This is a genomic window from Sphingomonas abietis (assembly GCF_027625475.1).
Taxonomy (GTDB): domain Bacteria; phylum Pseudomonadota; class Alphaproteobacteria; order Sphingomonadales; family Sphingomonadaceae; genus Solisphingomonas; species Solisphingomonas abietis.
The window spans coordinates 1,797,163-1,814,644 of the sequence record NZ_CP115174.1 but is presented as its reverse complement, the minus strand read 5'-3'; the positions used below and the strand labels follow the sequence as shown (position 1 = coordinate 1,814,644).

17 protein-coding genes are annotated in these 17,482 nt (G+C 65.6%); 2 read left to right on the top strand and 15 right to left on the bottom strand.

What is annotated here, in order from left to right; genetic code table 11:
• Window positions 1-37 precede the first annotated feature (37 nt).
• The 14 genes from fabZ to PBT88_RS08770 form a co-directional block, all read right to left on the bottom strand.
• Complete coding sequence (gene fabZ, locus PBT88_RS08835; protein ID WP_407696558.1) at window positions 38-460, bottom strand: 3-hydroxyacyl-ACP dehydratase FabZ; 423 nt, start codon at window positions 458-460, stop codon at window positions 38-40.
• 53 nt (window positions 461-513) lie between these two features.
• Window positions 514-1,131, bottom strand: coding sequence for an OmpH family outer membrane protein (locus PBT88_RS08830; RefSeq protein ID WP_270078818.1), 618 nt, complete (start codon window positions 1,129-1,131; stop codon window positions 514-516).
• Window positions 1,131-3,854: an outer membrane protein assembly factor BamA gene (bamA, locus tag PBT88_RS08825; RefSeq protein WP_270079215.1), complete on the bottom strand. Its 2,724-nt coding sequence runs from the start codon at window positions 3,852-3,854 to the stop codon at window positions 1,131-1,133. The genes PBT88_RS08830 and bamA overlap by 1 nt, the downstream gene beginning before the upstream one ends.
• A 124-nt stretch (window positions 3,855-3,978) precedes the next feature.
• Window positions 3,979-5,112 (bottom strand): M50 family metallopeptidase, encoded by a 1,134-nt coding sequence (locus PBT88_RS08820; protein ID WP_270078817.1) that lies wholly within the window; start codon window positions 5,110-5,112, stop codon window positions 3,979-3,981.
• Window positions 5,109-6,263: a 1-deoxy-D-xylulose-5-phosphate reductoisomerase gene (locus PBT88_RS08815; RefSeq protein WP_270078816.1), complete on the bottom strand. Its 1,155-nt coding sequence runs from the start codon at window positions 6,261-6,263 to the stop codon at window positions 5,109-5,111. Before PBT88_RS08815 ends, PBT88_RS08820 begins: the two co-directional genes overlap by 4 nt.
• A 5-nt stretch (window positions 6,264-6,268) precedes the next feature.
• Entirely contained in the window at window positions 6,269-7,006 is a 738-nt protein-coding gene (locus tag PBT88_RS08810; protein WP_270078815.1) for a phosphatidate cytidylyltransferase, read from the bottom strand.
• 53 nt (window positions 7,007-7,059) lie between these two features.
• Window positions 7,060-7,776, bottom strand: coding sequence for an isoprenyl transferase (locus tag PBT88_RS08805; RefSeq protein ID WP_270079214.1), 717 nt, complete (start codon window positions 7,774-7,776; stop codon window positions 7,060-7,062).
• Between the two features lie 23 nt (window positions 7,777-7,799).
• Window positions 7,800-8,363 (bottom strand): ribosome recycling factor, encoded by a 564-nt coding sequence (frr, locus tag PBT88_RS08800; protein WP_270078814.1) that lies wholly within the window; start codon window positions 8,361-8,363, stop codon window positions 7,800-7,802.
• Window positions 8,364-8,367: 4 nt separating this feature from the next.
• Window positions 8,368-9,090, bottom strand: a complete 723-nt coding sequence (gene pyrH / locus PBT88_RS08795; protein ID WP_270078813.1) for a UMP kinase — start codon at window positions 9,088-9,090, stop codon at window positions 8,368-8,370.
• A gap of 174 nt (window positions 9,091-9,264) precedes the next feature.
• Complete coding sequence (gene tsf / locus PBT88_RS08790; RefSeq protein ID WP_270078812.1) at window positions 9,265-10,197, bottom strand: translation elongation factor Ts; 933 nt, start codon at window positions 10,195-10,197, stop codon at window positions 9,265-9,267.
• A 110-nt stretch (window positions 10,198-10,307) separates the two neighbouring features.
• Window positions 10,308-11,060, bottom strand: coding sequence for a 30S ribosomal protein S2 (rpsB, locus tag PBT88_RS08785; RefSeq protein ID WP_270078811.1), 753 nt, complete (start codon window positions 11,058-11,060; stop codon window positions 10,308-10,310).
• A 286-nt stretch (window positions 11,061-11,346) separates the two neighbouring features.
• A complete protein-coding gene (locus PBT88_RS08780; RefSeq protein WP_270078810.1) occupies window positions 11,347-11,508 on the bottom strand; it encodes a hypothetical protein in 162 nt (53 codons plus the stop codon).
• 10 nt (window positions 11,509-11,518) lie between these two features.
• Window positions 11,519-12,379 carry a CDP-alcohol phosphatidyltransferase family protein gene (locus PBT88_RS08775; protein ID WP_270078809.1) on the bottom strand — a complete coding sequence of 287 codons (861 nt, stop codon included), beginning with the start codon at window positions 12,377-12,379 and terminating at the stop codon, window positions 11,519-11,521.
• Window positions 12,380-12,511: 132 nt separating this feature from the next.
• A complete protein-coding gene (locus PBT88_RS08770) occupies window positions 12,512-13,246 on the bottom strand; it encodes a phosphatidylserine decarboxylase (protein WP_270078808.1) in 735 nt (244 codons plus the stop codon).
• Between the two features lie 118 nt (window positions 13,247-13,364).
• Between PBT88_RS08770 and PBT88_RS08765 the strand changes: the two genes are divergently transcribed.
• A complete protein-coding gene (locus PBT88_RS08765) occupies window positions 13,365-14,585 on the top strand; it encodes an NADP-dependent isocitrate dehydrogenase (RefSeq protein WP_270078807.1) in 1,221 nt (406 codons plus the stop codon).
• Between the two features lie 407 nt (window positions 14,586-14,992).
• On the opposite strand, the gene PBT88_RS08760 is transcribed toward PBT88_RS08765, so the two are convergent.
• Window positions 14,993-15,370, bottom strand: a complete 378-nt coding sequence (locus tag PBT88_RS08760; protein ID WP_270078806.1) for a hypothetical protein — start codon at window positions 15,368-15,370, stop codon at window positions 14,993-14,995.
• A 248-nt stretch (window positions 15,371-15,618) separates the two neighbouring features.
• Here PBT88_RS08760 and PBT88_RS08755 point away from each other — a divergent pair, with 248 nt between their 5' ends.
• Entirely contained in the window at window positions 15,619-17,391 is a 1,773-nt protein-coding gene (locus tag PBT88_RS08755) for a cation:proton antiporter domain-containing protein (RefSeq protein ID WP_270078805.1), read from the top strand.
• The last annotated feature ends 91 nt before the right edge of the window (window positions 17,392-17,482 follow it).

Below are 17,482 nucleotides of genomic sequence, written 5' to 3'. Positions count from 1 at the left end.
CGGACAATCTCGGGGGCGGGTTGTTTGCGAAGACGGCCTATTCGCTTGGCGGGTCGGCGATCATCGCGGTGAATTGCGCTTCGGCCGCCAGCTTGCCCGCGATCGAGGCCTTGCCGGCGAACTTGCAGATCTTGCCGCGCAATTGGACGACCTCGACCTCCAGCGTCAGCAGCACGCCGGGCTCGACCGGGGTGCGGAACTTCGCGCCCTCGATCGCCATGAAATAGACGAGCTTGCCCGTCCCCGAGAGCCCGAAGCTTTCGACCGCGAGGACACCGGCGGCCTGCGCCAGCGCCTCGACGATCAGCACGCCCGGCATGATCGGACGGCCCGGGAAATGCCCCTGGAAGAAGCCTTCGTTGAACGACACCGCCTTGATGGCGCGGATCGACCTGTTCGGGACGATTTCCTCGACCCGATCGACCAGCAGCATCGGATAACGGTGCGGCAGCGCCGCCATCACCCGCCGAATATCCAGCGGGCCGATGGTGGCGCCATCCGTCACTGCGTCGCTCACCGGCCCTGCGGGGCCTGCGGGTTCGACGCGGCCGGCGCCTGGCCGGCGGACTGCTGCGGCAGCACGATGCTCGCGGTCGGGAAGGACGTGTCGAGGCGCTGGATCAGCGTCGCGGTGATGTCGTTCGCCGGATCGGATGCGAGCGCCGAATCCTTGCTGATCACGACGGCAGCCTTCTTCTCGCCGCGGATCTGCTCAGCCACCGGACGGGCATGATCGACGATCTGCGAGCGGACGTAGCTGACGACCTGGTTGACTTCCTGGTTGAGCTGCTCGGCCGAATCCTGCGCCTGCTGCACGCGCTGGCCGGCGGCCTGGAGCGCGGGGGTGCCCTGCGGCTGGGTGCCCGGCTTGGTGGCCTTCTTCACCGCTTCGACCTGCGCGTTATAGGCGGCGACGGCGCTGTCGAACGCGGCCTTACGCTGCGTGCCGATCGGCTGATACTTCGCGCTGATCTGCGAGCTGGCGCTCTTGCCGGCGGCCGAATTCTGGAAAACCTGATCGAAATCCACCACCAGCGTGCCGCCGGCGGTGTCGGCCGCGAACGCAGGCACAGCCGTGAACGAAACGGCGGCGGTGGCGGCCAGCATGGCCGACTTGAACATCTTGGTCATCAGAACTGGGTTCCCACGTTGAAGGAGAAGAGTTTGGTTTCGTCGCCCTTTTGCTTGACCAGCGCCTTGGCGATGTCAATCCGCAACGGACCAAAAGGCGAATTCCAGGACACACCGAAACCGACCGACAGGCGCGGCTTCCAGCTGCCACCATAATAGACTTCCTGGAAGCCATTACCGCCATAGATCTGCGACACATAGTCGATGCTGTTCGCCGCACAGGTTTTGCCCGTTTTGGCCGTGACCGTGGAATTGCCGTCGGTGCTGATGCACTGCAGCCCGCCGCTCGAACTCTTGACCGGGCGGGTCAGCGTCGGATCGGTCGGCAGCACGGTGCCGTCGCCATTGGTCAGCGCCGGCGCCTTGGTTCCAAATACGGAGCCGGCGTCCATGAAGATCGACGGCTTGAAGCCAGCTTCCTTGGCACCCGCACCAAGCGGAACCTGCATTTCCAGATGGCCGAGATAATAGGCGCGGCCACCCAGCGCATCATCCTGCAACCTGCCGTCCTTGGTGTATTCCGGGGTCGTAGTGCCCGACGCGATCGAATAGCGGACCACCCGCGGGCCGATGCCGCGAATGTCGAAACCACGCAGCTGCGGCTCGCCGAGATAGAAACGATCGGTGAGGCGGATACGATCGACCTCGTCCCCGATATCGTCGTAGCGCTTCGATCCATAGGGCATGATATAGCCGCCCTCGCCATGGACGTTCAGCACGAAGCCGCTGCCGACATTGACATATTTGTCGTCCTGCGCGGTGACGCGGACATATTTCACGCTGCCGCCGAGGCCCGCGAAATCCTGGCCGAAGACGAAGCGGTTGCCCGCCGTCGGCAGGATGCGGTTGTTCAGATTATCATAGACGATGCTGTAGCCGACCGACGACGTGGTGCGATTGCCGACGGCATCGCAGAGGTAACGACCCGCGATGATCGGATCGCAGGCCAGGATGTTGGCGGCATTGTCCGTGCTGTAATAGGTGTCCTTGTCCAGCGACACCTTGTCCTGGCTGAGCCCGTAGCGGGTCGCCAGCGACCAATATTCGGTCAGCGGGATGCCGAGGCGGACCTGGAAGCCCGTCGTCGTCTGGTTGTAGGTGGTGTTCCGGTTGTTGTCGGTCGTGTAGTCGAACGAGCGATAATCGCGGCGGAAGATATCGAAGCCGAGCGCTACGTTCTTGTCGAACAGATAGGGCTCGGTGAAGCCGAGGCTGACCGACTTCGAATAGGCCGACCAATCGGCCGATGCCCGGACCGTCTGGCCCTTGCCGCGGAAGTTCGACTGCTCGATCGAGAGGTTGATGATGAACTTCTCGAGGCTCGAATAACCCGCCGATATCTGGAGCTGGCCGGTCGACTTCTCCTGGACGTTGGCCTCCAGGATCACCTTGTCCGGTGCCGATCCGGGCTTCTGGTCGATCTCCAGCTTGTCCTGGAAATAGCCGAGCGAGCGGATGCGATCGCGCGAGCGCTTGACCTGATAGCCGTTGAAGGCATCGCCCTCGGCGACGCGGAACTCGCGGCGCACGACCTTGTCCTGGGTCAGCGTGTTGCCGTTGATGTCCACACGCTCGATATAGACGCGCGGGCTCTGGTTCACCTTGTAGGTGACGCCCATCGTCAGCTTGTCGGCGTTGCGGTCGAAATTGGGATCGATGTTGGCGAAGGCATAGCCGAGCAGACCGGCCGTCTCGGTCATCGAATCGACCGTGTCTTCCACCGCCTTGGCGTTGTACCAATCGCCCGGCTTCATCTTGACCAGCGGCTGCAGCGCTTCCGGCTTGAGATCGCGAATGTCGCTCTCGACCTTCACGTCGCCGAACTTGTAGCGCTTACCCTCCTCCACCACATAGGTGATGGTGAAGTCCTTCTTGTCGGGGGTCAGCTCCGCGACGGCCGAGGTGACGCGGAAGTCGGCATAGCCGTTGGTCAGGTAGAACTGACGCATCTTCTGCTGGTCATAGGCCATACGATCGGGATCGTAGCTGGTGCCCGACGACAGGAAGTGGAGCAGCGTCGCTTCCTTGGTCGCCATCTGGCCTTTCAGCTGGCTGTCCGAGAAATGGTCGTTGCCGATGATGTTGATCCGCTGGACCTTGGACTTGTCGCCCTCGTGGATCTCGAACACGACGTCGACGCGGTTCTGATCGAGCAGCACCATCTGCGGATCGACGGTGGCGGCATAGCGGCCCTGGCGGCGATACAGCTCGATGATCCGGCCGACGTCGGCGCGCACCTTCGAACGGGTGAAGATCTCCCGGGCGGAGAGCTTGATCTCCGGCATGATCTTGTCGTTCTTCAGCCGCTTGTTGCCCTCGAGCACGATACGGTTGACGACCGGGTTCTCACGCACGGCGATCACCAGATCGCCGCCATTATTGTCCTTGATGGTGACGTCGGCGAACAGCTCGGTCGCGTAGAGCGCCTTCAGGGCCGTATCGCCTGCCTCACGGGTGTAGGTGCCACCGACGGCGAGCTTCACGTAGGACAGCACCGTCTCGGATTCGAGGCGCTGATTGCCCGTCACCTTGATCGAACGGATCGTCTCGGACGGCGACGCGGCGTCGGGCGCCGGGGTGGTGGGCGTGACAGCTTCCATCGGCACCGGCACGCCATGCGGCTTGGGCGCCTTCTTGGCGGCATCCGCCGGAACGGCATAGCCTGCGCCGAGGATCGTCCCGATCAGCAGCACGGAAGCGATCCGCCTGTGCTTGACTTCCATTTTCACGCTTGTGTACCCGCCCTCGCGCTTGCGCGACGCCTCATATGAGACGCCCGCTGCTCCCAGAATTACGCCCCCTGCCCGATCGGGGGCGGTCGATCAACCCGCCAAGCGTCAGAACCCCTCAGCCCATCAGCCCAGCCAGCTTCTGCCACAACCCGGTCGACCCGAGATCGTTGAATGTCACGAACAGCATGAGACCGAGCAGAAGCGCAAGCCCCGATCGGAATGCCCATTCCTGAACCTGCGGCTGCACCGGCCTCCGGCGCACCGCCTCGACGATGTAGAAGAGAAGATGTCCGCCATCCAGCATCGGAATTGGCAGGAGATTGATGAACCCGAGATTGATCGAGATACCGACCATCAACAGAACCATCGCGAACCAGCCCAGCGTCGCCTGCTCGCCGGCCACCCTCGCCATGCCGACCGGGCCGGACAATTCCTTGGCCGAACGCTCACCACCGATGATCTGGCCGATCGCGGTCAGCGTGGTGCCGACCGACTGGACGACCAGATCGGCGGAGCGGCGCGGCACCTCGATCAGCGGCACCGGGCGCATCGCACCGCGGATCGGATAGATGCCGAGCCGCCCGATGCGCGCCTTGTTGCCGAATTTGTCGGCCAGGGTTTCGGCCTGCATATGGGCCGGGACGGTCAGGGCGCGACCGGCCCGGATCAGGCCGATCTGCACCGTCATGTCGGGATGGAGCGCGGTGTAGAAACCGACATCCTCGAACCGCCGCACCGCGCCGCCATCCAGGCTGACGATCCGGTCTCCGACCTGGAGGCCGGCGCTGGCCGCCGCCGAATGCGGCAGCACCGCGGAAATCACCGGCGGCGTCACCGGCTCGCCATAGGCGACCAGCACGCCGGCGATCACGACGAAGGCGAACAGGAAATTCACCGCGGGTCCGGCGAACACGATCAGGAAGCGCTGCCATACCGGCTTGGCCTGGAAGGTCTGGCGGCGCTCCTCGGCCGGCAGCGAAAGCCATTCGGGGCTGGGCTGGCTGGCCGGGTTCATGTCCCCGGCGAAGCGGACATAGCCGCCGAGCGGCAGCGTCGCGATCTTCCAGCGGGTGCCGCGCTTGTCGGTCCAGCCGACCACTTCGTTGCCGAAGCCGATCGAGAACGCCTCCGCCTTCACCCCGAACCAGCGGCCGACGAGATAATGCCCCATCTCATGGATGAAGATCAGCGGCCCGATCACGACCAGGAAACAGGCTATCGCCCAGATCAGTCCACCGACTGCATTCACGCCGCCATCCTCCGCATCACCGATGCGGCCTTGTGGCGTGCTTCGACATCGATCGCCACGACGTCGGACAGGGTTTGGGGAGCGAGTGGTTCATATTGTGCCAGAACTTCGGCGACGATTGCGGCAATATCGAGGAAGCCGATCTCGCCGGCGAGAAATGCCGCCACCGCGGTCTCGTTCGCCGCGTTGAGCACGGCGGGCCGTGCCCCGCCTGCGGCCAGCGCCGCCTTGGCCAGCGCCAGTGCCGGGAAGCGATCGAAGTCCGGCGCCTCGAATTCGAGCTTGCCGACGGCGGCGAGATCGAGCCGCTGGCACGGAGTCGCCATCCGATCGGGCCAGGCCAGCGCGTGGGCGATCGGCACGCGCATGTCGGGCGAGCCGAGCTGCGCCAGCACCGAGCCATCGATATATTCGACCATCGAATGCACCACCGACTGCGGGTGGACCAGCACTTCGAGCCTGTCGGCGCCGACCGGGAACAGATGATGCGCCTCGATCAGTTCGAGGCCCTTGTTCATCATCGTCGCCGAATCGACCGAGATCTTGGCGCCCATCGACCAGTTGGGATGCTTCACCGCCTGCGCCGGCGTCACCGCCCGCATCTGCTCGCTCGTCCAGGTGCGGAACGGGCCGCCCGAGGCGGTGAGGATGATCCGGCTGACCCGGCCCGGCTCCGGCTCATAGCATTGGAACACCGCATTATGCTCCGAATCGACCGGCAGCAGCCGCGCGCCCGAGCTTTCCGCCGCGCGAATCATGATCGATCCGGCCGAGACCAGCGATTCCTTGTTGGCGAGCGCCAGCGCCTTGCCCTGCCCGAGCGCGGCCATCACCGGCTCCAGCCCGGCGAGGCCGACGATCGCGGCCATCGTCCAGTCCGCTCCCCGCGCCGCCGCCTCGATGATCGCGGGCGCACCCGCCGCGACCTCGACGTCGCTGCCGGCCAGCGCCTCCTTCAGCGCCTGATAGCGGGCAGCATCGCCGATCACGGCGATCTTCGCGCGGGTCCGCCTGGCGGCGGCGGCGAGGCCTTCGACATTGCTGTAGGCGGTCAGTGCCTCGACCGCGAAGCGATCCGGCTCGCGTTCGACCAGATCAAGGGTGGAAGTGCCGACCGAACCGGTCGCGCCGAGGATGGTGATGCTACGCATGTCGCTCACAATAGACCGGATGCCACGATCAGCGCCACGATGCACAGCACCGGAACCGCGCCGTCGAGGCGATCCATCACGCCGCCATGCCCTGGCAGCAACTTGCCCGAATCCTTGACGCCTGCGCGCCGTTTCATCTGGCTCTCGAACAGATCCCCCATCTGCGCCGCCACCGCCAGCAGCGCCGACAGCGCCGCCAGCCGCAGCTGGACGTGCAGCACCGTCGTCAGCGCGAAGCCGACGATGGTGGCGCAGGCCATGCCGCCGATCAGGCCCGACCATGTCTTGTTCGGGCTCCATATCGGCGCCAGCTTCGGGCCGCCGAAGGTGCGGCCCGAGAAATAGGCGCCGATATCGGTCGCCCACACGATCGCCAGCGACCAGAAACTGAGGTCGATCCCGTCATACTGGTCGTGGATGTAGAACAGCGATAGCACCGGCAGCCCGGCATAGAGCATCCCTGCCGCCAGCCGCAGATTGCGCGAGGCGATCCCGACGACGAGGGTGACGGCCAGCAGCGCGTACCAGGCCGCCTTGGCCGGCAGATCGACATGCGGCTCGGCCAGGACGACCGGCAGCAGCAGGCCGCCGATCGCCAGCCACGCCTGCCAGCGCGGCGCGCGGATCAGGCCGGCCCACTCCGCCATCATGATCAGCGCGGCGAGCGAGAGGAGCATCCAGAACGGCTCGCCCCCATAGACCAGACAGCCGACCGCGACGACGATCAGGACGATCCCGGTCACGCTCCGCAACAGGAGATCGGAGCGTTTCTTCGGCGAAACGGGAATATCCGCGCTCATAGCCCGCCGTAGCGCCGCTCGCGCTGGCCGAAAACCTCGATCGCGGCGGCGAGATGGGCACGATCGAAATCCGGCCACAGCGTATCGGTGAAGACCAGCTCCGCATAGGCCGCCTGCCACAGCAGAAAATTGGAGAGGCGCTGCTCGCCGGAGGTCCGGATCAGCAGATCGAGCCGCGGCAGCCCATAGGTATCGAGCCGCTTCTCGAACGCCGCATCGTCCAGCATGTCGGGGTCGATCTCGCCGGCGCGCGCTTCGCGCATCAGCCGACGGGCGGCCCGCAGCAATTCGTCCTGCGCGCCATAGTTGAGCGCGATCGACAGGGTGAGCCGCGTATTGGAGGCGGTCTTGGTGACGGCGTCCTCGAGCAGATCGACCAGATCGGGCTCGAGCTTGCGATAATCGCCGATGATCCGCAGCTTCACGCCCTCGCGGACGATCTCGGCCAGTTCGGATTTCACGAAACGCCGCAGCAGCCCCATCAGATCGGCGATCTCCGTCGCCGGCCGCCGCCAGTTTTCCGACGAAAAGGCGTAAAGCGTCAACGCTTCGAGCCCGAGATCGCCGGCGGCGCGCACCGTGCGCTTGACCGCCTCGACCCCCTGTTTGTGCCCCGCGACGCGCGGCAGACGCCGCGCCTTCGCCCAACGCCCATTGCCATCCATGATGATGGCGACATGGCGTGGAACGGCCAGACCGGCGCTGCCCCCCATGGCAGGACTGGCGGATGCAGGTATCACTTGCCCAGGATTTCCTTCTCCTTCGCCGCCGCCGCCGCATCGATGTCGGTGATCGTGGCGTCCGTCAATTTCTGCACCTCGGTCTCGTGGCGCTTGCGCTCGTCTTCCGAGAGACCGTTCTTCTTCTCGTCGGTCTTGAGATTCTCCATGCCGTCGCGGCGGACGTTGCGCACCGCGATCTTGGCCTTCTCGGCATAGCCGCCGCACAGCTTGGCGAGCTCCTTGCGGCGCTCCTCGGTGAGGTCGGGGATCGGCAGGCGCAGCGTGGTGCCGTCGACGATCGGGTTGAGGCCGAGGCCGGCGGAGCGGATCGCCTTGTCGACCGGGCCGACGTTCGACTTGTCCCACACCTGCACCGAGATCAGGCGCGGCTCGGGCACCGAGACGGTCGCCACCTGGTTCAGCGGCATCTGCGCGCCATAGACGGTGACGTTGACCGGATCGAGCAGCGCGGTGGAGGCGCGCCCGGTTCGCAGGCCCTGGAGATCATGCTTCAGGCTCTCGACGGCACCGGCCATGCGGCGTTCGAGATCGGCTTTGTCATAGGCTGGTCCAGCCATAATCTTATACTCCGTTGCGAACGATCGTCGCGACGCCCTCGCCGGCGAGCACACGGACGAGATTGCCCTGCTCGCGGATATTGAAGACGACGATCGGGATGTTGTTGTCTCGGCACAGCGCGATCGCGCTGGCGTCCATGATCTTGAGATCCTGTGCGAGCACCGTCGAGAAGCCGATCTCGTCATAGCGGTGCGCATCCGGCACCACCTTGGGATCGGCATCGTAGACGCCGTCCACCGACGTGCCCTTGAACAGTGCCTCGCACTTCATCTCGGCGGCGCGCAGCGCGGCGCCGCTGTCGGTGGTGAAGAAGGGCGAGCCGACGCCGGCGGCGAAGATCACCACCCGGCCCTTTTCGAGATGCCGTTCCGCACGGCGGCGGATGAACGGCTCGCACACCGATGCCATCGGGATCGCCGACTGCACGCGGGTCTCGACGCCGAGCTGCTCCAGCACATTCTGCACCGCGATCGCGTTCATCACGGTGGCGAGCATTCCCATATAGTCGGCGCTCGCCCGCTCGAAGCCCTTGGCGGCGCCGGCGATGCCGCGGAAGATATTGCCCCCGCCGACCACGATGCACAGCTCGTAGCCCGCCTGCTTGACCTGCACGATCTCCTTGGCGACGCGCATCACCGTATCCGGATCGATGCCGAACGGGCTCGGGCCCATCAGCACCTCGCCCGAAAGTTTGAGGAGGATTCGTCGGAAGGTCGGGCGCGTCATGTCGGGAATAGAATCCTGCCGGGCTGGGAAGTGGCGCGCACCTTAGGGAAGGCCCCCGCCCCTGCCAAGCATCGGGAACGAGGAGAATTCGTCCAGACGCCGTGCAATTGCGCCAAAAAAGAAGCGCCCGCCGACCAACAGGCCGACGGGCGCCACTCTTTGCGAAAGGAAGTGTTAGGCCTTGACGCCGGCGGCCGCAGCCACCTCCGCTGCAAAGTCGCTCGTTTCCTTCTCGATGCCTTCGCCGAGCTGGAAGCGGACATAGTCCTTCAGCACGATCTTGGTGCCGGCTTCCTTGCCCGCCTTGGCAACGACGTCCTCGATCGAGGTCTTGTTGTCCATGACGAAGAGCTGCGACAGCAGCGCGGCCTCCTTCTTGAACTTCTGGACCGCGCCTTCGACCATCTTCTCGATGATGTTCTCGGGCTTGCCGCTCTCGGCGGCCTTTTCACGGGCCACGCCGCGCTCGCGCTCGATCATGTCCTGGTCGAGGTGATCGGCATGGAGCGCCTGCGGGAAGGCGGCGGCGATGTGCATCGCCAGCTGCTTGCCGAGCGGCTCCAGCACGTCGATGCCGGCATCCGATTCGAGCGCGACGAGCACGCCGATCTTGCCCATGCCCGGCACGGTCTGGTTGTGGACGTAGGGCACGACCGCGCCCTGCGACACGGTCAGCACCTTGGCGCGACGCAGCGTCTGGTTCTCGCCGATCGTCGCGACATTGGCGGTGAGCGCATCACCCACCGTGGCGCCGCCCGGATAGGGCGCATTCTTCAGCGCCTCGATATCGTCGTTGCCGCTCTCCAGCACGATGCCGGTGACGGTGCGGACGAACGCCTGGAACTGGTCGTTCTTGGCGACGAAGTCGGTCTCGGAATTGACTTCGACGGCAGCGCCCTTGGTGCCGGCGACGGCCACGCCGACCAGGCCTTCAGCGGCGGTCCGGCTGGACTTCTTGGCAGCGGCCGCAAGACCCTTGGAGCGCAGCCAATCGACGGCGGCTTCCATGTCGCCGCCATTCTCGGACAGCGCCTTCTTGCAATCCATCATGCCGGCGCCCGAGCGCTCACGCAGTTCCTTGACGGTCGCAGCGGTGATTTCCGCCATGTCCAAAAATCCTTTCAATGTGCAACGTCACCCCGGCTCAGCACCGGGGTGACGGAAAAGCGGGTTGCCCCGCCGCTAGGGCCGCGATCTTACGATCGCGTGACAGCCTGTCAGGCGAGCGCGGCTTCCGCCGGCGGCTCGTCCATCGCCCCCAGGTCGAGGCCGCTGCTGGCGCGGGCGCCCTGGTTGCCGCGGGTCGCGGCTTCGGCGATGAGATCGCAGTACAGGCGGATCGCGCGCGAGGCGTCGTCGTTCGCCGGGATCGGGAAGGCGATGCCATCGGGCGAGACGTTCGAATCGAGGATCGCGACGACCGGGATGCCCAGCGTGTTGGCTTCCTTGATCGCCAGCTCTTCCTTGTTGGCGTCGATCACGAACATCACGTCCGGGATGCCACCCATGTCGCGGATGCCGCCGAGCGACAGCTCGAACTTGTCGCGCTCGCGGGTGAGCTGGAGGACTTCCTTCTTGGTGAGGCCCTGGGTGTCGCCCGAGAGCTGCTCCTCGAGCGCCTTGAAGCGCTTGATCGAGCCCGAGATGGTCTTCCAGTTGGTGAGCATGCCGCCCAGCCAGCGATGGTTGACGAAATGCTGGCCCGACTGGCGAGCAGCTTCCGCGATCGGCTCCTGCGCCTGGCGCTTGGTGCCGACGAACAGAACCTTGCCGCCGCGCGCGACGGTGTCGTTCACGAAATCGAGCGCGCGCGCGAACAGCGGCACGGTCTGCGAGAGATCGATGATGTGGACGCCGTTGCGGTCGCCAAAGATGTAGGGCTTCATCTTCGGGTTCCAGCGGTGGGTCTGGTGGCCGAAATGCGCGCCAACGTCGAGCAGCTGATGCATCGAGACGGACGGTGCCGCCATAGGATATCTCCTTCCGGTTGAACCTCCGCAGGGCAGTGACTGACACCTGTCAGCACCGGTTTATGGCGCCCTGCGTGTGGGATGCCGGCCCCTTAGCGGGCAGCGGCGACGATTGCAACCGTGCCGCGAAGCAAAGCGCGATTCGCACCTGCTTGAACGCTCGCGCGGGGCGACAGACTTGGTGCCTGCCCCGCTATGGGACAGTTGACAAAGGAACAAAGAGGGAACATAGGGAACTGGTCATGCGGCAAACCGTTCACCCCACAGGAAAACGGGTGGAACCGGCTCAGGAGATCACGTCATGGTCCATGTTCTTGCTTCGATCGCTTTCACCCTTGTTGCGTTCGCCGCTGTCGCGTTGACCGCCTTCATGCTGCTCGCCGAGCAAGACAAGATCATGACGGCCCTCGGCCTCCGCCACGGCAAGATCGATCGCATCGCCCGTCACCCGGTTCGGGTCAGGACCGCGGGTCGCTGGCAGGCGGCGCCGGCACAGGCTGGTCAGGCGCAGCCGCGGCGCGCTGCCGCCTGATCCGGGCGTAAGCGTTGGCGCTGAACGGGATCGTCAGCAGATAGCCGATGATCACGATCGACAGGGTCGGCCAGGGCGCACTGATCAGCGCCGCGCCGACCAGGGCGATCACCGCGATCGCCTCGAAGCGGATGTGGCTGCGAAGGCGCAGCGAATACCAGCTATAGGTCGATACGCTCGAGACCATCAGGATCGCGATCAGGATCGTCCACGGCACCATCAGATAGGTCGATCGCAGGATCGTCGCGACCTGGGTCAGCCCGGCCTCCTGGGCGGCCAGCCACAGATAGATCGGCACGAAGGCAGCATAGGCGCCGGCGGGTGCGGGAATGCCGGTGAGGAAGCCCGCCGCCTTGCGCGGCTCCTCGGCAGCATCGATCTGGGCGTTGAAGCGCGCCAGGCGGAGCGCACAGCAGACCGCGAGGCTGAGCGCGATCGTCCAGCCGAATTGCGGCATATATTGCAGCGACCAGAGATAGATCACCACCGCCGGCGAGACGCCGAAGGCGATCACGTCGGACAGCGAATCGAGTTCGGCCCCGAAGCGGCTCTCACCCTTGAGCAGACGGGCGATCCGACCGTCGAGCCCGTCGAGCACGCCGGCGAGGATCGTCGCCGCGACGGCCAACTCCCATTTCTCGCCGATCGCGAAGCGCACCGCGGAGAGGCCGAAGCACAGCGCCAGCGCGGTCACCGCATTGGGCGCGACGGTGCGCAGCGGAATCCCCCGGCGCGGACGATCGCGCAGCCGGCGATTTTCGCGGACCCGACGGTTCAGGCCCGCCATGGCGCGCCTGCCTGCCGGTTCGCCGGGGACATCGATGCGAATAGCGGCACTTCGACAAAAATGACGATCATCGCTCGAGGATCACGGCCGGAGATCACAGGCGGAGAAACGCGCGCGACGTCGATCCGGCGATCATTGCGCGATGCCTTCGATCCGCTCGTCGCGACCGACGACGCCCAGCACCGTCTCGCCGGCGATGGTGCGCTGGCCGAGCAGCACCGACGGCGAGGTGCCGGCCGGCAGATAGACGTCCACCCGACTGCCGAATCGGATCAGGCCGACACGCTGGCCGGCGGCGATGATGTCGCCGGGCTTCACGAACGGCACGATTCGGCGCGCGACCATGCCGGCGATCTGGGTGAAGCCGATCTTCAGGCCATCCTTGCCCTCGACGAGGATGTGCTGGCGCTCATTCTCCTCGCTCGCCTTGTCGAGATCGGCGCTGAGGAACTTGCCCGAGATATAGACGACCCGGCTGATCGAGCCGGCGATCGGCGAGCGGTTGATGTGGACATCGAACACCGACATGAAGATCGACACGCGCATCACCGGATCGGCGGTGAGCGCGCCCTCCCCGATCAGTTCGCGCGGCGGCGCCACGGTGGCGATCATCGTCACCAGCCCGTCGGCGGGCGCGACGATCATCCGCGCATCCCTGGGGGTGGTGCGGATCGGATCGCGGAAGAAGGCCAGGATCCAGATGGTGATGATCACGCCGATCCAGCCCAGCCATTCCGCCACGAAGAGGAAGAAGACGAGCGTGATCACCGCCGCGATCGCGGCGAACTTATACCCTTCCGGGTGAACGGAGGGCCAGCGCCAGCGCACGGTGGTGGTGCCGATATCGGGTTTTTCGAGAGATGCCATGGCGCACGGTCTAAGGCGTCTGCGATCCGCTGTCACGGTTGATCCTGCGCCGCGCACGTCCTAAGCGGCAAACCACCCCTTCCGCCGGCCTTCTGCCGGCCCAGCTACGGAGCACCCCATGGCCAAGATCAAGGTGAAGACGCCCGTCGTCGAAATCGACGGCGACGAAATGACGCGGATCATCTGGGAGTGGATCCGCGAGCGGCTGATCAAGCCCTATCTCGACATCGATCTCGATTATTATGATCTCGGCGTCGAGCACCGCGATGCCACCGACGACCAGGTGACGATCGATTCCGCCCACGCGATCCAGAAATATGGCGTCGGCGTGAAATGCGCCACGATCACGCCGGACGAAGCCCGCGTCGAGGAATTCGGCCTCAAGAAGATGTGGCGCTCGCCCAACGGCACGATCCGCAACATTCTCGGCGGCACCATCTTCCGCGAGCCGATCGTGATGAAGAACGTCCCCCGCCTGATCCCGGGCTGGACCGATCCCATCGTCGTCGGCCGCCATGCCTATGGCGACCAGTATCGCGCCACCGACTTCCGCGTGCCCGGCAAGGGCAAGCTCACGATGAAGTGGGAAGGCGAGAATGGCGATGTCCAGGAATATGACGTGTTCGACTTCCCGTCGGCCGGCGTTGCCATGGGCATGTACAATCTCGACGATTCGATCCGCGATTTCGGCCGCGCCTCGATGAACTATGCGCTCGGCCGCAACTGGCCGCTGTACCTCAGCACCAAGAACACCATCCTCAAGGCCTATGACGGCCGCTTCAAGGATCTGTTCGCCGAGGTGTTCGAGGCCGAGTTCAAGGACCAGTTCGCCGCCGCCGGCATCGTCTACGAGCATCGCCTGATCGACGACATGGTCGCCTCCGCGCTCAAGTGGAGCGGCAAGTTCGTCTGGGCCTGCAAGAATTACGACGGCGACGTGCAGTCGGACCAGGTGGCGCAGGGCTTCGGCTCGCTCGGCCTGATGACCTCGGTGCTGATGTCGCCGGACGGCAAGACGATCGAGGCCGAAGCGGCGCACGGCACCGTCACGCGCCACTATCGCATGCACCAGCAGGGCAAGGCGACCTCGACCAACCCGATCGCCTCGATCTTCGCCTGGACCCAGGGCCTCGCCTTCCGCGGCAAGTTCGACGGCACGCCGGACGTCACCCGCTTCGCCGAGACGCTGGAAAAGGTCTGCATCGACACCGTCGAGGGCGGCGCGATGACCAAGGATCTCGCGATCCTCGTCGGGCCGGATCAGAACTGGATGACCACCGAGCAGTTCTTCGACGCGATCCGCCTGAACCTCGAGAAGGAAATGGCCAACTGGGCCTGATCCTCTTCGGATAGAATGGCGGTCGCGCCCGCGCAGGCTCCGGTCTGCGCGGGCGCGATGCGTTTGAGGGGATGGGATCGCACGCGCCGCTGCCACGCACCCCGCCCCGTCGAGGCCTTTCCGCCTTCTTCCGCTTGCGTGACAGGGCGGGTGGGGCTCTTCTTTGGGTGGGAAGCTGTCACGCCCTCTGGTCGTCATCCCGGACTTGATCCGGGATTCCGAGCCGCCATCGCGGACACCCGAGGCTCTGGATCCTGACTTTCGTCAGGATGACGGGAAGTGGTGGGACGCCGCCGCTCTTCCATCGTCATCCCGGACCTGATCCGGGATCCAGAGCCGCCATCGCCGACGCCCGAGGCTCTGGATCCTGACTTTCGTCAGGATGACGGAATGGGTGGAAAGCGGTCCTACGGCTCTACGTCCGGTTTCGCGCCCCACGGCATCAACCCATATACCGCTCGGGAGAAATCCATGTCCGTCGTTGGCTCGCTGTCGTTGCAGTAGCCTTCGATCATGGAGAGGCGGCCGTCTTTCAGGAACACGATGAAGCCCATACCATGTTCGATACCCAGCACGCTTCCATAAGCTCCTGTTAAAGGTGACGTTTCGGACAACACAGGGGCGTCATCGGCTACCGAAAGATTAGAAAAGAAGCCCGCTCCGCTGTTCTCGAAGCTAACGACCCGCGCCGTGTCGATCTGGCGACGAAAGGCCTCGGCAGAGGCCGGATAGTCCGCTGCTGTGATTTCAAGGACTTCTCGTTCGAGGGGCCAAAGCAGTCGCATAACGAGCGTGTAGCCGATCCTGTGAATGGCTGAAACTGGGCGATAGCCGCCAGAAAACCCTTCCCTGAGTGGGCGGGGAAAGAATGGCTGCCACGAGGCGACCCTCACCTGGCCTTTTCGACGTTCCGCCCTGTCGACACCCCGTCTTTTCGACGGGGCCAATAGCCGTGACAAGCCGGCTGACGATCAGCGGCGCACCGGCCCTTTCCGGGCTGGTCTAAGCCCCCCGCCCCCGCCATGATGGCATCATGGCAGGCCTTCCCACACAGACCACCGCTTTTTCCGATGCGCTCGTGATCCTCGGCGCGGCCGGGATCGTCATCCCCGCCTTCGCCCGCTTCAAGGTGAACCCGGTGATCGGCTTCATCCTCGTCGGCGTGGCACTCGGGCCGCATGGCCTCGGCCTGTGGGTGCCGTCCTGGCCCTGGCTCTACCACGTCACGATCACCGATCCGCATTCGATCGAACCCTTTGCCGAGTTCGGCATCATCCTGCTGCTGTTCGCGATCGGGCTGGAGCTGTCGTTCAAGCGGCTGTGGGCGATGCGGGCCAGGGTGTTCGGCATCGGTGCCGCCGAACTGCTGCTGAGCGCGGCGGTGATCGGCGGCGCGCTGGCCCTGTTCGGCGAAGGATGGGCCGGTGCGGTCGGTCTTGGCCTCGCCCTCGCCCTCTCCTCCACGGCGCTGGTGCTGCCGATGGTGGGGACGACCGGCGCGGTGGGCAGCGGCGCCTTCGCGATGCTGCTGTTCGAGGATCTGGCGCTGGTGCCGATCCTGTTCGCGCTCGCCGCTATCGGCCCCAATGCCAGCGGCGGCTGGACCGAATTCGGCACGACCCTGCTGTCCGGCGTGGTCACCGTCGTGGTGCTGCTGGTCGCCGGCCGCTTCGCGCTGCCACCCCTGTTCGCCCAGGCGGCCCGCACCAAGAGCCCGGAGCTGTTCCTCGCGGTCAGTCTGCTCGTCGTCATCCTCGCCTCGATCGCGACCAGCGCGGTCGGCCTGTCGCCGATCGTCGGCGCGCTGCTCGCCGGGCTGCTGATCGCCGAGACCGACTATCATACCGAGGTCGAGGTCATCACCGCGCCGTTCCGCGGCCTGGCGCTCGGCGTGTTCCTGATCACCGTGGGCATGAGCATCGATCTCGCTGCGATCAGCCACAATTGGGGGTCGCTGGTGCTGGCGGTGGTCGGCGTCGTCGCCGCCAAGTCGATCGTCACCGCGCTGCTGCTCCGTCTGTCCGGTGCGACGCGCGGTGTCGCGGCCGAAACCGGGCTGCTGATGGCGAGCCCGTCCGAAACCACGCTGATCGTGCTCGGCACCGCGCAGGGCGCCGGGCTGGTGCTGCCCGGCACCGCCGCCTTCTGGCAGACGGTGACCGCGATCGGCCTGACCATCACCCCCCTGCTGGCGCGGCTGGGCAGCGATGTCGCCCACCGCGTCGAGCGGCGGCAGGCGCGCGAGATCGAGCCGGAGGCCGTGCCGGACGGCCAGGGCCGCGTGCTGGTGATCGGCTTCGGCCGGGTCGGCCGGCTGGTCGCCGACATGCTGGCGCGCCACGATCGCCTCTATCTGGCGATCGACGCCGACGTCGATAGCGTGGCCCATGCCCGTGCCGAGGGCTATGCCGTCCTCTATGGAGACGCCGGGCGGCCGGAGATGCTGGAAAAGCTCAGCGTCGATACCGCCTCCGCAGTGGTGCTGACGATGGACGATCCGGTGGCGCAGCTGCGGCTGACCCGCCGCATCCGTGCCGAGCATCCCGCGCTGCCGATCATCGTGCGCGCCCGCGATGCCGCGCACGCGGCGCAACTCTACCGCGCCGGCGCGACCGATGCGGTGCCCGAGCAGCTCGAATCCTCGTTCCAGCTGTCCGAGGCGGTGCTGACCGAGATCGGCGTCGCGGTCGGCCCGGTGATCGCCTCGATCCACGAGAAGCGCTCGGAACAGCGCGCCGAGATCATGGAGATGGGCGGCATGAGCGAGGCCCCCAAGGAACGCGGACGCAGGCTGCGCGAGGGGTGAGAGCGTCTCGCGCTCTGCGGCCTCCCAGCCCCGTCGCTATTGATGGTCGCCATCGATGATCGCGGCCGGTCGCGCGTGGGGCGCAAGTTGC

Coding starts and splice junctions, on each gene's coding strand:
- bamA (WP_270079215.1), bottom strand. CDS start 3,854: ATGGAAGTCAAGCACAGGCGGATCGCTTCCGTGCTGCTGATCGGGACG.
- fabZ (WP_407696558.1), bottom strand. CDS start 460: ATGGCGGCGCTGCCGCACCGTTATCCGATGCTGCTGGTCGATCGGGTC.
- rpsB (WP_270078811.1), bottom strand. CDS start 11,060: ATGGCGGCACCGTCCGTCTCGATGCATCAGCTGCTCGACGTTGGCGCG.
- pyrH (WP_270078813.1), bottom strand. CDS start 9,090: ATGACGCGCCCGACCTTCCGACGAATCCTCCTCAAACTTTCGGGCGAG.
- PBT88_RS08815 (WP_270078816.1), bottom strand. CDS start 6,263: ATGCGTAGCATCACCATCCTCGGCGCGACCGGTTCGGTCGGCACTTCC.
- PBT88_RS08805 (WP_270079214.1), bottom strand. CDS start 7,776: ATGGGGGGCAGCGCCGGTCTGGCCGTTCCACGCCATGTCGCCATCATC.
- PBT88_RS08760 (WP_270078806.1), bottom strand. CDS start 15,370: ATGCGACTGCTTTGGCCCCTCGAACGAGAAGTCCTTGAAATCACAGCA.
- PBT88_RS08775 (WP_270078809.1), bottom strand. CDS start 12,379: ATGGCGGGCCTGAACCGTCGGGTCCGCGAAAATCGCCGGCTGCGCGAT.
- tsf (WP_270078812.1), bottom strand. CDS start 10,197: ATGGCGGAAATCACCGCTGCGACCGTCAAGGAACTGCGTGAGCGCTCG.
- PBT88_RS08765 (WP_270078807.1), top strand. CDS start 13,365: ATGGCCAAGATCAAGGTGAAGACGCCCGTCGTCGAAATCGACGGCGAC.
- PBT88_RS08830 (WP_270078818.1), bottom strand. CDS start 1,131: ATGACCAAGATGTTCAAGTCGGCCATGCTGGCCGCCACCGCCGCCGTT.
- frr (WP_270078814.1), bottom strand. CDS start 8,363: ATGGCTGGACCAGCCTATGACAAAGCCGATCTCGAACGCCGCATGGCC.
- PBT88_RS08755 (WP_270078805.1), top strand. CDS start 15,619: ATGGCAGGCCTTCCCACACAGACCACCGCTTTTTCCGATGCGCTCGTG.
- PBT88_RS08770 (WP_270078808.1), bottom strand. CDS start 13,246: ATGGCATCTCTCGAAAAACCCGATATCGGCACCACCACCGTGCGCTGG.